Raw genomic sequence first — 13,610 nt, forward strand, 5'->3', positions numbered from 1 at the left:
TTACTATGCAAATGTTTTATTATGTGTGGTCTCCTGCTGTGGGCGCGGCCTGCAGCCTGTTCCCGGCAATCTCACCAAACAGCTCCACCGGCTCCTGCAGGTTGCCCAGATACCGTGGATGGAACAGCCACAAGTCCACCTGCGGTTTGAAATCCGTCACGTTGACCACATCCAGTGCATCCCGATGGCGGCTGCTCTGCAGCAGCGGCTCGGGCACCAAACCCAGCCCTTGCCCGTTGGCGACCAGGCCCAGTTGCAGGTCGGTGCCAAAGGTTTCCAGGTTGATCGACAGGCTTAGCCCTTGTTCGCTCAAGGCCCGCTGCAGCCCCGCACGAAAACCGCAGCCGTCGGGGTTGAGCACCCAACCGCGGGTGTAACAATCCTTGAGCTTGTAACTGCGCTTGCTGGCGCTGCCCTTGGCGGCCACCACGCGCAGTGGCATACGCGCGATGGAGCGGCTGGTGATGCCCTCAGGGAAGATTTTGCCAGGCGGAAACAGCGCGGCAGCGGCGTCGAGTTCGCCGTTTTCCATGCGTGCGATCAGGCTGCTGCCCCAACCACTGGTGACTTGGGTGCGCAACACCGGGTAGGTGTCGCGAATCTGCGCCAGGGCGTCGAGCAGCACGACGTCCCCCAGGGTTTGCGGCACGCCCAGGCGCAACGTGCCTGACGGGGCGCCGTCATTGGCGACCAATTCACGCAGTGAGTCGATCTCCCGCAGGATCGCCTTGCACTGCTCATACACCCGCAGGCCCATTGGCGTTGGCTTCAGCGGTTTGGTGTTGCGGTCGAGCAGGGTGGCGCCGAGGTCTTCCTCGAAGTTCTGCACGCGGCGGGTGATGGCCGGCTGGGTCAGTTGCAGGGCCTCGGCGGCGAGGTTGGTCGACTGGCAACGGATGACCGCCACGAAGGCGTCCATGTCATCGATTTTCATATTCGGCGCTCACATATTGGGGCTGTGGGACATACCTTGGAAGAATAATCCTCATTGTGCGGATTGTCACAGCGCCCGATGCATCAGTGCCTTGCCGTCAGGCGCTTTCGCGGGCCACCAGTTCGCAGGCGAGCAGGTTCAACCGTTGCACCTCACCCTCATGCGCGATGGCGCCCAGGTGCTCCAGGACGCGCAAGGCCGCCACCTCACCAATCTCTCGCGAGGGCGGCCGCAACGTGGTCAGGCTGGGCAGCAGCATGTCGGCGAAGGGGTAGTCGCCAAAGCCGACGATCGCCACGTCATCCGGTAGCCGCAGCCCCGCACGTTGGCCAGCCAACACGGCGCCGGCAGCCAGGTTGTCATTGGCAAAGATGATCGCCTCGGGGCGTGGCGTGCGGCGGATCAGCGCCTCCATTGCCTGTTTGCCTGCCTCGAACGGCGCGCAATCGGCGGAGGGCACGAACACCCAGGGTTCAAGGCCGGCCTCGGCCAAGGCCTCGATGTACCCGTCACGCCGCTCCAACGCGCTCAGGTCCCCGGCTGCGCTGTTCTGCACGAAGGCGATGCGTCGATGCCCTTTTTCCAGCAAGTAGCGGCACGCCTGCACGCCGACCTGGTGATGCAGAAAACCGACCTGCAACGGCGCCCGCTCGGGGCGGTAATCCCAGATCTCGACCACGGGCACGTCAGCTTCGGCCAGCATCTTTTCAGTCGCCGGGCTGTGGAAATGGCTGGTGACCACCAACGCCGCCGGCGACCAGCCGAGGAATGCACGCACCGCACTCTCTTCCTGTCCTTCGCTGAAGTAGCTGGACGCCAGCAGTAACTGATAGCCATGGCGGCTGAGGGTGTCGCTGAAGGCCTGGATGGTCTGGGCAAAGATCGGCCCCGAGATGTTTGGGATCACCATGCCGACAATACGCCCGCGCGCCGAGGCGAGGCCCCCGGCGACCAGGTTGGGAACGTAGCCCAGCGCCTGCACAGCGGCCTCTATGCGCTCACGCAGAGGCGGTGAAACCTGCTCAGGCTGGTTGAAGAAACGCGACACGCTGATCGCCGATACGTCTGCCGCGCGCGCCACGTCGGCCAGGGTGGCGCGGCCTGCACCACGGCGCTTTCGGGGGGAATCCTTGGCTTGGCTCACAGGGTCGCCTCATCGGGAAATGGCGCGATGGTAGCGCTAACGCAATGGCGCCTGGCAAATAGCTTTATTGCATATCAATCTGACTTTTAAGTATTTGACGTGCTAAGCAGCGCCCTCTGATACTTGCTCATGTTAGCGCTAACAAGCGCTGCTGTTGGCAAGCGCCTGCCACTCGCACGAGCGAGACCAGACACCCACAGCACCCTCCGTGTCGGCCCGTGAACGTGGGCCTGGTCTGGTCCCATAAGGCAGTGAGCAGCATGCAGACAACTCCGTTTCCTACTACACAACGCCGGCCGCTGGCAGCGGCCATTTTGTTGGCCGCGTTCGGCCAGGGCGCCCAGGCTGCCGAACCTGCCGAGAGCGCGCCGCAAGCGACGGCCCTCGGCGCGGTGACGGTCACGGCCACACGCCGTGAAGCCAGCCTGCAGGAAGTCCCGGTGGCGGTTTCGGTGATCGATGGTGAGCAGCTCGAACGTGACAACCGCAACAACGTGGCCAGCATTGTCCAGCAGGTGCCGACACTCAACTACCGGGCAGGCGCCTCGAACAAGGACACCTCGCTGTTCATCCGGGGCGTCGGCACCATTTCGACCTCCCCAGGCGTCGAGCCCACCGTGGCTACCGTGGTCGATGGCGTGGTGTTCGGGCGGCCGGGCCAATCTACCCTCGACCTGCTCGACCTGGAGCGCATCGAAGTGCTGCGTGGCCCGCAGGGCACGCTGTTCGGCAAGAACGCGTCGGCCGGCGTGCTGAACGTGGTCAGCAAGGCCATCCCCGAGCAAACCCGCGGCTACGTGGATTACTCGCACTTTGGCGGTGGCGATGAAAACCGCCTGCGCTTCGGCATTGGCGGGCGCCTCAGCGAACAGTTCAAGGGCTCGCTGAGCACCTTGTGGGGCGATTACGACGGCAATGTCGAAAACGTTGCCAATGGCCACGACGTCAATGGTTACCAGCGCAAAGGTGCCCGCGGCAAGCTGGAATTCGAACCCAACGAAGACCTGCGCCTGACCTTGATCGCTGACTACATGAAAGGTGAAGACACACTCCCCAGCGGTGTGATCACAAGCGCCAGCACAGCGTTTGCCAATCAACTGCGCCCGGTCACCCCTAGCGCGCACAACCGCGATATCAACAGTGACTTCAAGACCCACGTCGAAGACGAGAACCAAGGTTTGTCGGCCCAGCTCGACTGGCAACTGGGTGACTACACCCTGACCTCGATCAGCGCCTGGCGCGGCTGGGACAACACCCAGTACCAGGACGGCGACCGCCGTGCGTTGCTCCCCGTGACCGCGTCCCATGACAAGGGCACGGTGGACTATGATCAATACAGCCAGGAGTTTCGCCTGACCTCGCCCAAAGGGCAGTTCAACGAGTACGTGCTCGGCGCCTTCTACATGCACGGCACGTCCAACGAAATCTACCAGCGCCTGTCGGTCAACGGCGGCGTGGCCAACACGGGGCGGGCAGATTACTCAACGACCAACGACAGCGTCGCGCTGTTCGGTGAGAACACCTTCAACTTCACCGACGACTTGCGCGCCATCTTCGGCCTGCGTTGGACCCACGACGACCTGGAATACGACCACCGCCGGGTCTCCAGCTCGGCCACCGCCGTCACCGGCATCCAGCCTTCGACCGCCAGTTCCGGCTCGGTGGACGAGGACGGTTGGAGCGGGCGCACCGGCCTGCAATACGACTTCAACGACAACCTCACCGGCTACGTCACCTATTCGCGTGGCTACAAAGGCCCGGCCTACAACGTGTTCTTCAACATGCAGCCGCGCGACACCGGCGCCCTCAAGCCGGAAACCTCCGACGCTTATGAGGTCGGCCTGAAGAGCACGGCGCTGGACAACCGGCTGACCGCCAACCTGGCGGTGTTCCACACCGACTACGACGACTACCAGGCCAACTTCTTCGACACGGTGGCCAATCAGGTGGTAACGCGCTTGGTCAACGCCGGCAAGGTCAAGACCCAGGGTGTGGAGCTGGATGCCAGTTTCCAGGCGACGTCGCAGCTGAAGTTGACTACTGCCGTGGCCTACACCAAGGCCCGTGTCGACCACTTCAACTGCCCGGCAGGGGCCGCGGCCAACTGCAACATCGACGGTGGCCACCTGCCGTTTACCCCGGACTGGAAGACCTACGTGCGTGCCGACTACGTGATCCCGCTGGACAACGGCCTGGATGTCGAGCTTTCCAGCGACTACAGCTGGCAGGATTCGGTGCAGTTCAGCCTGGACCAGAACCCGGACACCGTGCAGGGCGCCTACGGCATCTGGAACGCCAGCATTGCCCTGGCCGACTACAACGACGGCTGGCGTGTGGCACTGCTGGGCAAAAACCTGGGTGACAAGTCGTATGCGCAGATGCTGGCCAGCGGTGGTGATTACATCTACCGCTCCGTACCACGCGACGACGGGCGCTACTTCGGCGTGCAGTTGCGCAAGGATTTTTGAGTCACTCGAATCCTGCGCATGACCTGTGTAGGAGCAGCCTTGTGCTGCGAAGAGGCCGGTACGGCTTATACAGAGGCTGTGGCGTTACAGGCCTCTTCGCAGCACAAGGCTGCTCCTACAAAAGCGCAGCGACAACCCCATCAAGGAGATCGACATGAGCCGTCAACTGAGCCTGGGCGCCTTCCTCATGGCTACCGGGCACCACGTGGCCGCCTGGCGCCACCCGGACGTACCGGCCGACCCCATGGACTTCAGCAGCTACCGCCGCGCCGCGCAGATCGCCGAAGCGGCCTGTTTCGACGCGTTGTTCGTTGCCGACAGCGTTGCTGCGCCTACCGACGCCCTGGCCAGCCACAGCGCACGCTCCACCTATTTCGAACCGCTTACCCTGCTGTCGGCGTTAAGTGCCGTTACCGAGCGCATCGGCCTGATCGCCACCGCCACCACCAGCTACAACGAGCCGTACCACGTAGCACGCAAGTTCGCCTCGCTCGATCACCTGTCCGGCGGCCGCGCTGGCTGGAACCTGGTCACCTCGGACGCGGCCGCCGAAGCGGGCAACTTCGGCCGCCAGGCGCATATCCCGCATGCCGAGCGTTACGCTCGAGCCCGGGAGTTTCAGCAGGTGGTACAGGGCCTGTGGGACAGCTGGGCTGACGACGCCTTCGTGCACGACAAGGCCGGTGGGCTGTTCCACCGTCCTGATGGGGTGCGTGCCCTGGATCACGCAGGCGAGCACTTTCGCGTGAAAGGCCCGCTGAACGTAGCCCGCTCGCCCCAGGGGCGGCCGGTGCTGGTTCAAGCGGGCTCCTCGGAAACCGGCCGCGAGCTGGCCGCGTTCAGTGCCGAGGTGGTGTTTACCGCTCAACCGAGCCTGGCCCGCGCCCAGGCGTTCTACGCCGACCTCAAGGGCCGGCTGGCCGCTTACGGGCGGGGCGAGGATTCGCTGAAGATCATGCCTGGCGTGTTTGTGGTGGTTGGGCATAGCCAGGCTGAAGCCGAAGAGAAGTACCAGCAGTTTCAGGAGCTGGTCGACCCGCGCGTCGGGGTTGGTTTGCTCGGGCGCATGCTCGGCAATTTCGACCTTTCCGGTTACCCGCTCGACGGCCCGCTGCCCGAACTGCCGCCCACCGAAGATGGCCAGCGCAGCCGCCAGCAACTGCTCACCGAACTTGCCGGCAACGAGCAACTGACACTCGCCCAGCTTGGCCGGCGCATCGCCGGCGGGCGAGGGCACTACAGCCTGATCGGCACCCCGGCCCACATCGCCGATGAACTGCAGGCCTGGTTCGAGGGCCGTGCCGCCGATGGCTTCAATGTGCTGGTGCCGCACCTGCCCTTGGGGCTGGAGGATTTCGCCAACCTGGTCGTGCCCGAGCTGCAGCGCCGCGGGCTGTTCCGCCGCCAGTACCAAGGCCGCACCCTGCGTGAACACCTGGGGCTGCAGCGCCCTGCCAATCCCTTCTTTACCGAACGAGGTCAACCATGAGCTACGCCGCCCACCCCGAGCGCTACGCGCGCATGCCTTATCGCCGTGTCGGCCGCAGTGGCCTGGTGTTGCCGGCCCTGTCCCTGGGCCTGTGGCACAACTTTGGTGATGCGACGCCTATCGATACCCAACGCGCGTTGCTGCGCACCGCATTCGATGCGGGCATCAACCACTTCGACCTGGCCAACAACTACGGCCCGCCCTACGGCAGCGCCGAAACCAACTTCGGCCGGCTGCTGCGTGAAGACCTGCGCAGCTACCGCGACGAACTGATCATCTCGAGCAAGGCGGGCTGGGACATGTGGCCAGGGCCGTACGGGCAGGGCGGCAGTTCGCGCAAGTACCTGATCAGCAGCCTCGACCAGAGCCTGCAGCGCCTGGGCCTGGACTACGTCGACATCTTCTATTCGCACCGTTTCGATGCCGACACGCCGTTGGAAGAAACCGCCATTGCCCTGGCCGACATCGTTCGTCAGGGCAAGGCACTGTATGTCGGCATTTCGTCCTATTCGGCGGGCAAGACGGCCGAGATCGCGGCGCTGCTGGCCGAGCTGAAGGTGCCGCTGCTGATCCACCAGCCTTCGTACAACCTGTTCAACCGTTGGATCGAGCGTGACCTGCTGGCCACCACTGATGCGCTCGGGGCCGGGGTGATCGTGTTCACGGCGCTGGCCCAAGGCCTGCTCAGCGACAAGTACCTGAACGGCATTCCCGCCGATGCCCGCGTCAACCGCGCCGGCGGTGGCTCGTTGCTGCCCCAGCACCTGTCGCCAGACAACATTGCCCGCGCCCGCGCCCTCAATGAAATCGCCCGGGGGCGAGGCCAGAGCTTGGCGCAACTGGCCCTGGCCTGGACCTTGCGCGACCCGCGCGTGAGTTCGGCACTGATTGGTGCAAGCCGCCCCGAGCAAATCATCGAGAACGTGGCCGCACTCGATAACCTGGCGTTCAGCCCCGAGGAGTTGGCGGCCATCGACCAATACGCCGTGGAAGGCGGCATCAACCTCTGGGAAAAACCCTCGACCGACTGGAAGGAGTGACCCATGCGTGTGCTACGCCTTGCCGTCCTGTTACTGCTGAGCTTGGCCGGTGCTGCCCAGGCGGCAGACCCTGCGACGTTGCGCATTGGCTACCAGAAGGGCTCGATCAGCCTGGTCCTGGCCAAGCAGCATCGCCTTCTGGAGCAGCGCTTTACTCACACCCAGGTTGAGTGGATCGAGTTTCCGGCCGGCCCGCAAATGCTAGAAGCCTTGAACATTGGCAGCCTCGACATCGGTTCGACCGGTGATATTCCGCCGATCTTCGCCCAGGCGGCCGGCGCCGACCTGCTGTACATCGGCGCTGAACCGCCCAAGCCGCAGGCCGAGGTGATTCTGGTACCGAAAGACAGCCCGGTGGCCAGCGTTGGCGACCTCAAGGGCAAACGGATTGCCCTGCAGAAAGGCTCGAGTGCGCACAACCTGTTGCTGCGCAGCCTGGCCAAGGCCGGGTTGAGCATCCGCGATGTGCAGCCGGTGTACCTGGCGCCTGCCGATGCGCGTGCGGCGTTCGAGCGCGGCAGCGTGGACGCCTGGGCGATCTGGGACCCGTTCTATTCGGCCATCGACTTGGAGGGCAAGGCGCGGCTGTTGGCCGATGGCCAAGGGCTGGGCTTGATCGGGCCTTTCATGCTGGGGGCGCGTGAGTACGTCGAGGCCAACGGGGCGTTTGTCGGTCAGCTACTGGATGCGATCAGCCAGGCCGAGGCGCTTACGCGCAGTGACGAAGCCGGGAGCATCCAGTTGCTTGCACAGTTCATGGGCTTGCCGGAGGCGGTGGTGCGGCGCAGCTTCAGCCATCGGCCGGCGTCGCCGGTGATACCGGTGAGCGATGAGATCGTGGCGGCGCAGCAGCGCACGGCGGAGCTGTTTTTCCAGAACAAGGTGCTGCCCAAGCGGGTGGATATTGCCGGGGCGGTGTGGCGACGGAACTGAGCCAAACGCAACGTTCGGCTTTCATTGCCCTGTAGGAGCAGCCTTGTGCTGCGAAGAGGCCGGTGTTGCCACACTATTTCTATGAGCCTTACCGGCCTCTTCGCAGCACAAGGCTGCTCCTACAGGGGGATTTCGGCGGTATTTGGGGTCAACCTTGGGCAAACGCCAACAACTTCTTGCCATCCAGCCGATATTTAACCCACTCAGCTTGCGCTTCGGCTCCCAGGGACTGGTAGAACCCGATAGCAGGTTCGTTCCAGTCCAGCACACTCCATTCCAGGCGCCCGCAGCCGTTCTCCACAGCCTCGCGGGCAATGTGCCGCAGCAATGTGCGCCCGGCACCATCGCCGCGCTGCTCGGGCGTGACGTACAGGTCTTCCAGATAAATCCCGTTACGCCCCAGCCACGTCGAATAACTGTAGAAATACACGGCAAAACCGATCGCCTGGCCATCCCGCTCGCAGATCAGGCTGTGCACTGTACTGCCCTCGTCGAACAGGCTGCGCTCGATATCGGCGACCGAGGCGATCACCTCGTGGCGCGCACGTTCGTAGTCGGCAAGCTCGGTGATGAAGGCAAGAATCTGCGCTGCGTCGGTACGCACCGCGGGGCGGATAGTGAGGCTCATGGGGCGGGCTTCCTAGAACGAGATGAGATCAGTACAGTATTTGTATCTATTTAATTTAGCAAAACTGTACCGGTCGCAAGGCAGGGCGACTCCGTTAGTGTGACAGCACCAATAATGATTGTGGAATGCCTGCCATGCTTGCCTCTGCCGACCTGCTTACAGCGTTCGTGCTGTTTGCCTTCGTATCCTCCATCACCCCGGGGCCGAACAACACCATGCTGCTGGCCTCGGGTGTGAACTTCGGCGTGCGTCGCTCGATCCCGCACGCCATGGGCATCAGCCTTGGCTTCATGGTCATGGTGCTGGCCGTCGGTTTGGGCCTGGGCGAGGTGTTCAAGGCTTGGCCGCCGTTGTACACCGTGCTGCGCTACACCGGCGCGGCCTACTTGCTGTACCTGGCGTGGAAAATCGCGACCTCGGGGCCAATCGGCACGGATTCGGCCAAGGCCCGCAAGCCGCTGGGGTTCTGGGGCGCCGCCGCGTTCCAGTGGGTCAACCCCAAGGCCTGGGTGATGGCGGTGGGGGCCATCACTACCTATACACCGGCCCAGGGCTACGTGATGAACGTGGTTGTCATCGCCGCGCTGTTCGCCCTGGTCAACCTGCCCAGCGTCGGGGTCTGGGTCATGTTTGGCAGCGCTTTGCGCAACCTGTTGCAGAACCCGCGCTGGCTGATGCTGTTCAATGTCCTGATGGCCTTGCTGCTGGTGATTTCACTCTACCCGCTGCTGTTTGTAGAATCGGCGTTTTCATAGACCGATGAGTACAGCAAGCCGATGCAGTTGATCCCCTGGTCACACCTATGCCCCGAAGGCTTCACCTTGCGCGGGTGGCGCACACCCGCCAGTGGCAAGCCTTTGCTGCATTTTCTGCACGGCAACGGCTTCTGCTGCCTGGCGTACCAGCCGTTGCTGATGCGCCTGGGCGAGCATTTCGACCTGTGGCTGTGCGATGTGCAAGGCCACGGCGACAGCGACCATGGCGGCGTGTTTCGCGGGTGGAACCGCACTGCTGAATTGGCGGTGGAGGCGTTCGAAAGCGGGCGTGGCGAGTATGGCGAGGTGCCGCGCTTTGCCCTCGGGCACAGCTTTGGTGGCGTGCTCACGGGGCTGATCCTGGCCAGCGCACCCACGCTGTTCGAGCGCGCCGTATTGCTTGACCCGGTGCTGTTTAGCCGCCGTATGATCGGTGTGATGGGCGCGGCTGCGCTGGTCGGCCTGCATCAGCGCCATGCCTTGGCGCGCAAGGCGGCCAACCGCCGCAGCCATTGGCCTGATCGTGAGGCGGCACTGGCCTCGCTGCAGGGGCGCGGCATTTTCAAAGGCTGGACCGATGCGGCAATGTTGGCCTATGTGGAGCATGCCATTGGCGATTGTGGCGAGGCGGTAGTGCTCAAGTGCCGGCCAAGCCGCGAGGTGGAGATTTTCAGTTCGTTCCCCAAGCGCATGTGGGCAAACCTGGCCGCGATCCACACACCGACGCGGGTGCTGTATGGCGAACAGACCTATCCCTTCGTGCCGCATTCGGTCAAACGCCTGGCGGCGCTGAACCCCAACGTGAGCGCGCGGCAGGTCGCCGGTGGGCACTGCTTCATGCAGGAGGACCCGGCCATGGCCGCCGATCAGGCGTTGGCCTTCCTGCAACCGTGACGTTGTCGTTCCATAGGTGAGACGATGCATGCCATTTAAGCTGCCTACCGGCTTATTGGCATCATTGGTAAGGTGATCCCAGCCAAGAGAGGAGACTTCTCATGAAAAAGATTCTGGGTATTCACCGCAGCCCCCACGCCCACTGGGTAGGCGATGGCTTCCCGGTGCGCAGCCTGTTCACCTACGACGACCTGGCCCGCCAGATCAGCCCGTTCTTGCTGCTGGACTACGCCGGCCCGCACGACTTCACCCCTACACGTGACCGACGCGGGGTCGGACAGCACCCGCACCGTGGTTTCGAAACGGTGACCATCGTCTATCAAGGCGAGCTCGAACACCGCGATTCCACGGGGGCCGGTGGCTTGATCGGCCCCGGCGACGTGCAATGGATGACGGCGGCCAATGGCATTATCCATGAAGAATTCCATTCGCCGGCATTCGCCCGCACGGGTGGCACACTCGAAATGGTTCAGCTGTGGGTCAACCTGCCTGCGCGTGACAAGCGCGCCGCGGCGGGTTACCAGACGTTGCTTGCCACGGATATCCCGGTGGTGGCGCTGGATGACCAGCGTGGCAGCCTGCGGGTGATCGCGGGTGAATTCCAAGGCCACCAAGGCCCTGCGCGGACCTTCACCGCGATGGATGTCTGGGATTTGCGTCTGAATGCTCAAGCGACTTTGCAACTGCCCGTAGCCGCAGGGCGCAACGCCGCCCTGGTGGTGCTGCGCGGGACTGTGCGGGTCAACGGTGAACGGGAAGCCGGGCCAGCCAGCCTGGTACTGCTTGAGCGTGGTGGTGAGGACATTGTGCTCGAGGCGCTGGAAGGCGCCAGTGTGCTGCTGCTCAGCGGTGAGCCGATCGATGAGCCGATCGTTGGCTATGGCCCATTCGTGATGAACAGCCAGGCAGAAATCGCTGAGTCGTTCGACGACTTCCATGCCGGCCGGTTCGGGCAGATGCAGGCCGAGGGCAGCTGAGACCGCTCGTCGTCAACTCTGTGCAGCCGATCGAACAGCCCTGGCTGGCCTGCGATCTTCCACTAAGGTGCTAGATGATCCCGCGCACCATCATTGCTCCGGCGCATGGACGGCCGCCTGAGCATGCGCAATATCAATTGGCACCATGCCTGGCAAAGGCGTACCTAAACAACAGGCCATCCAGTACAGAGAGGGTCGTACAATGTCGTTGATAGGCGTTTCAATGCTAGAGATGCGGCAAATGATCGAGCAAGCCTGCCTGCCTGATCGCTGCGAGGTCAGTTGCGCGGATGGCGCCCACCTGACCATCCGCCTGGGCCAGGGGCAGCGCCTCGAAGCGGGCGTTACCCTGACAGGCGTTGCGCTGCAGGACCTCAACAGTTGCCGCGACGTGGTGAACCTGGTTTCGCAGCTGCATGCGCTGCGTGACAAGCCGACCACGCCAATAAGGGCGATTGCCTGAGCCTGCACCTTGTCCCGGTCAGCCGAGGCTGGCCGGGCGCACATATTCCGGCATCAGGCCGTTGAACCAGAACAGGATCATCGACACCAGGATGGTCACCAGCACCAATAGTCCAACCCCCCACACACAGGCGGCGAACAGCATAGCCTGCTCCTTGCGTAACCGCAGAAACGTCTGCAGCCCGCCAAACAGCAGCACGCTGGCATAAGCCGAAGCAGCCAATAGCGCAGTCAGCGCCAGCCAGCGAATCGGCAGCAACCCGACCACCCCCGCGAAAAACCACGGCGTGGCGCAGTAAGCGGCAAAGCCGATGCATTGCTGCAGGCTGGGTTGCGCATCGAAGCCGCGTGACATCCAGCGTATCATCACGCCCATGATCATGACCCCGACCACTGTGGCTGCGTACAGCAGGCCTGCCAACTGCGCCGCGCTGCCAATGCTCAGGCGCACGCGTTCTTCGGCGGCCAGGCTCCAGCCGAACGTGGTGGTGCCGACAAACAGGCAAATGGCAGGGATCAGCGCCAGGGCTAGCAGCCGAGGCAGGTATTGCTGCGGATGGTCCTCTTCGGCGCGGCGTATCTCCATCCAGGCATCGGACGGGCGGGTGAAGAGCTTGAGCAGTGGACTGTTCATGACGGTCTCCAGAAGGCGTGGGCTCTTTTCTATGGAGACGCGCCGTTGCGGGCAGGTTCAGCGCATTTGATCGCCGTTGATCACCTTATTGCAGCTCCAGCAGGAGGTTCAGCCCGCCATCGCCACATTTGCCCTGGTCACGCACCACCCCGCGGTAGGTGCGGCCATCCCAGACGAACGCCACGCTGTGGGCGCGATCGACCTTGTCGGGCAGCGGCGGGCAGATGTGCAAGCGCAGGGCAGGGCGGCCCTGCAGGTTGAGGGCGGCGAGTTGGCATTGGCATTCCACGCTCTGGGCGACCGGGCCGAACAACGTATCGCGTACGTAATCCAGCTGCACAAAGGTATTGGGTGCGCGGCCGGGCATTTTCATGGGCATGGGCTCCTTGTGAAAGCTGACGCGGCTCCTCTTTAGAAGCCTTTCAGGCCCGGATGTTCAAGTTTTTACCTGATCAGCCCGCTTTGCGCAGGGTCAGGTTGATCCGCCGTTCGCCCATGCGCGGATGCACGCCGGGTTTGATGGGCAGCACGCCATGAAAGCGCAAGCGATCCTCACCGCCCCACACCAGCACATCGCCATGGCTCAACGGCACACGCTGGGTCTTGTCCGAACGCTGCAGCCCGCCCAGCAGGAACACTGCGGGCAAGCCCAGTGAAATCGACACGATCGGCTGGCTGAAGTCCTGCTCGTTACGGTCCTGGTGCAAGCTCAAACGGGTGCCTGGCAAGTAGTGGTTGACTAGGCAAGCGTCGGGCACGAAGTCGTCGAAACCGGCGACGGCCGCAGCGCGGTTTGCCAAGCCGAGCAGCACCGGCGGTAGCGCAGGCCAGGGTTGGCCACTCTGCGGGTCGGTCAGGGTGTAGCGGTAGCCGTGCTCGTCACTGACCCAGCCCAATGCCCCGCAATTGGTCAGTGCGACAGCCATGTGCAGGCCACCGGGCGTCTGCATGTGCCGGAACGGCGCGGCGCGCAGCACCGGGCGCAAAGCGTCTAGCAAGGCCTCGAGCTCGGCCAGGGCGAAGCCGGGCAGCAGCACGGTATGGCTCGCCAGGCGTTGCGGCTGGGGGCCGAACAGGTCGAGGTCGGACTGGATCATGGAAGCAGCACCAGGCTTACGGTGTTCCATTCTACCCCGGCTCATGCGCTCCCCGTGTAGGAGCAGCCTTGTGCTGCGAAGAGGCCGGTGATAGCAGCGCAAATTTACTGTGTTTTCACCGGCCTCTTCGCAGCACAAGGCTGCTCCTACAAAGG

Annotated in this window: 14 protein-coding genes; 8 read left to right on the forward strand and 6 right to left on the reverse strand. The window is 63.5% G+C overall.

Annotated elements, in window-relative coordinates; genetic code table 11:
* Positions 1-19: 19 nt before the first annotated feature.
* Together GIB19_RS09040 and GIB19_RS09045 are read right to left on the reverse strand one after the other, a co-directional pair.
* Complete coding sequence (locus GIB19_RS09040) at positions 20-934, reverse strand: LysR family transcriptional regulator (RefSeq protein WP_027593377.1); 915 nt, start codon at positions 932-934, stop codon at positions 20-22.
* Positions 935-1,031: 97 nt separating this feature from the next.
* Entirely contained in the window at positions 1,032-2,078 is a 1,047-nt protein-coding gene (locus tag GIB19_RS09045) for a LacI family DNA-binding transcriptional regulator (protein WP_274885251.1), read from the reverse strand.
* A 260-nt stretch (positions 2,079-2,338) separates the two neighbouring features.
* Between GIB19_RS09045 and GIB19_RS09050 the strand changes: the two genes are divergently transcribed.
* The 4 genes from GIB19_RS09050 (at position 2,339) to GIB19_RS09065 (ending at position 8,008) form a co-directional block, all read left to right on the forward strand.
* The gene (locus GIB19_RS09050) at positions 2,339-4,546 is read left to right on the forward strand and encodes a TonB-dependent receptor (protein ID WP_274885252.1); all 2,208 of its coding nucleotides are present in this window, start codon (positions 2,339-2,341) and stop codon (positions 4,544-4,546) included.
* 154 nt (positions 4,547-4,700) lie between these two features.
* Positions 4,701-6,035: an LLM class flavin-dependent oxidoreductase gene (locus GIB19_RS09055; protein WP_274885253.1), complete on the forward strand. Its 1,335-nt coding sequence runs from the start codon at positions 4,701-4,703 to the stop codon at positions 6,033-6,035.
* Positions 6,032-7,075, forward strand: a complete 1,044-nt coding sequence (gene mgrA / locus GIB19_RS09060) for an L-glyceraldehyde 3-phosphate reductase (protein ID WP_274885254.1) — start codon at positions 6,032-6,034, stop codon at positions 7,073-7,075. The genes GIB19_RS09055 and mgrA overlap by 4 nt, the downstream gene beginning before the upstream one ends.
* A gap of 3 nt (positions 7,076-7,078) precedes the next feature.
* Positions 7,079-8,008 carry an aliphatic sulfonate ABC transporter substrate-binding protein gene (locus GIB19_RS09065; RefSeq protein ID WP_274885255.1) on the forward strand — a complete coding sequence of 310 codons (930 nt, stop codon included), beginning with the start codon at positions 7,079-7,081 and terminating at the stop codon, positions 8,006-8,008.
* A 148-nt stretch (positions 8,009-8,156) separates the two neighbouring features.
* Here the strand turns inward: GIB19_RS09065 and GIB19_RS09070 are convergent, their stop codons facing one another.
* On the reverse strand, positions 8,157-8,636 hold the full coding sequence (locus tag GIB19_RS09070; protein ID WP_099429240.1) for a GNAT family N-acetyltransferase: 480 nt from the start codon (positions 8,634-8,636) through the stop codon (positions 8,157-8,159).
* Between the two features lie 125 nt (positions 8,637-8,761).
* On the opposite strand from GIB19_RS09070, the gene GIB19_RS09075 reads away from it, so the two are divergent.
* The 4 genes from GIB19_RS09075 to GIB19_RS09090 all read left to right on the forward strand — a co-directional run bounded on the left by GIB19_RS09075 (position 8,762) and on the right by GIB19_RS09090 (position 11,725).
* Positions 8,762-9,391 carry a LysE family translocator gene (locus GIB19_RS09075; protein ID WP_172960357.1) on the forward strand — a complete coding sequence of 210 codons (630 nt, stop codon included), beginning with the start codon at positions 8,762-8,764 and terminating at the stop codon, positions 9,389-9,391.
* A gap of 21 nt (positions 9,392-9,412) precedes the next feature.
* Complete coding sequence (locus tag GIB19_RS09080) at positions 9,413-10,285, forward strand: alpha/beta fold hydrolase (RefSeq protein ID WP_274885256.1); 873 nt, start codon at positions 9,413-9,415, stop codon at positions 10,283-10,285.
* Positions 10,286-10,386: 101 nt separating this feature from the next.
* On the forward strand, positions 10,387-11,262 hold the full coding sequence (locus GIB19_RS09085) for a pirin family protein (RefSeq protein WP_099429242.1): 876 nt from the start codon (positions 10,387-10,389) through the stop codon (positions 11,260-11,262).
* 202 nt (positions 11,263-11,464) lie between these two features.
* Entirely contained in the window at positions 11,465-11,725 is a 261-nt protein-coding gene (locus tag GIB19_RS09090; RefSeq protein ID WP_027593367.1) for a DUF1652 domain-containing protein, read from the forward strand.
* An 18-nt stretch (positions 11,726-11,743) separates the two neighbouring features.
* On the opposite strand, the gene GIB19_RS09095 is transcribed toward GIB19_RS09090, so the two are convergent.
* The 3 genes from GIB19_RS09095 to alkB all read right to left on the reverse strand — a co-directional run bounded on the left by GIB19_RS09095 (position 11,744) and on the right by alkB (position 13,455).
* On the reverse strand, positions 11,744-12,358 hold the full coding sequence (locus tag GIB19_RS09095) for a Yip1 family protein (RefSeq protein WP_027593366.1): 615 nt from the start codon (positions 12,356-12,358) through the stop codon (positions 11,744-11,746).
* A gap of 85 nt (positions 12,359-12,443) precedes the next feature.
* Positions 12,444-12,731 carry a hypothetical protein gene (locus tag GIB19_RS09100; RefSeq protein WP_027593365.1) on the reverse strand — a complete coding sequence of 96 codons (288 nt, stop codon included), beginning with the start codon at positions 12,729-12,731 and terminating at the stop codon, positions 12,444-12,446.
* Positions 12,732-12,810: 79 nt separating this feature from the next.
* Entirely contained in the window at positions 12,811-13,455 is a 645-nt protein-coding gene (gene alkB, locus GIB19_RS09105; RefSeq protein WP_238213876.1) for a DNA oxidative demethylase AlkB, read from the reverse strand.
* Positions 13,456-13,610: the final 155 nt, after the last annotated feature.

This window comes from Pseudomonas sp. ITEM 17296 (genome assembly GCF_028895205.1).
GTDB classification, from domain to species: Bacteria; Pseudomonadota; Gammaproteobacteria; order Pseudomonadales; family Pseudomonadaceae; genus Aquipseudomonas; species Aquipseudomonas kermanshahensis.

Bases quoted from the DNA above. Each gene is read 5' to 3' on its own strand.
- GIB19_RS09100 (WP_027593365.1), bottom strand. From the start codon at position 12,731: ATGAAAATGCCCGGCCGCGCACCCAATACCTTTGTGCAGCTGGATTAC.
- mgrA (WP_274885254.1), top strand. From the start codon at position 6,032: ATGAGCTACGCCGCCCACCCCGAGCGCTACGCGCGCATGCCTTATCGC.
- GIB19_RS09080 (WP_274885256.1), top strand. From the start codon at position 9,413: ATGCAGTTGATCCCCTGGTCACACCTATGCCCCGAAGGCTTCACCTTG.
- GIB19_RS09075 (WP_172960357.1), top strand. From the start codon at position 8,762: ATGCCTGCCATGCTTGCCTCTGCCGACCTGCTTACAGCGTTCGTGCTG.
- GIB19_RS09085 (WP_099429242.1), top strand. From the start codon at position 10,387: ATGAAAAAGATTCTGGGTATTCACCGCAGCCCCCACGCCCACTGGGTA.
- alkB (WP_238213876.1), bottom strand. From the start codon at position 13,455: ATGATCCAGTCCGACCTCGACCTGTTCGGCCCCCAGCCGCAACGCCTG.
- GIB19_RS09040 (WP_027593377.1), bottom strand. From the start codon at position 934: ATGAAAATCGATGACATGGACGCCTTCGTGGCGGTCATCCGTTGCCAG.
- GIB19_RS09050 (WP_274885252.1), top strand. From the start codon at position 2,339: ATGCAGACAACTCCGTTTCCTACTACACAACGCCGGCCGCTGGCAGCG.
- GIB19_RS09055 (WP_274885253.1), top strand. From the start codon at position 4,701: ATGAGCCGTCAACTGAGCCTGGGCGCCTTCCTCATGGCTACCGGGCAC.
- GIB19_RS09095 (WP_027593366.1), bottom strand. From the start codon at position 12,358: ATGAACAGTCCACTGCTCAAGCTCTTCACCCGCCCGTCCGATGCCTGG.
- GIB19_RS09065 (WP_274885255.1), top strand. From the start codon at position 7,079: ATGCGTGTGCTACGCCTTGCCGTCCTGTTACTGCTGAGCTTGGCCGGT.
- GIB19_RS09070 (WP_099429240.1), bottom strand. From the start codon at position 8,636: ATGAGCCTCACTATCCGCCCCGCGGTGCGTACCGACGCAGCGCAGATT.
- GIB19_RS09090 (WP_027593367.1), top strand. From the start codon at position 11,465: ATGTCGTTGATAGGCGTTTCAATGCTAGAGATGCGGCAAATGATCGAG.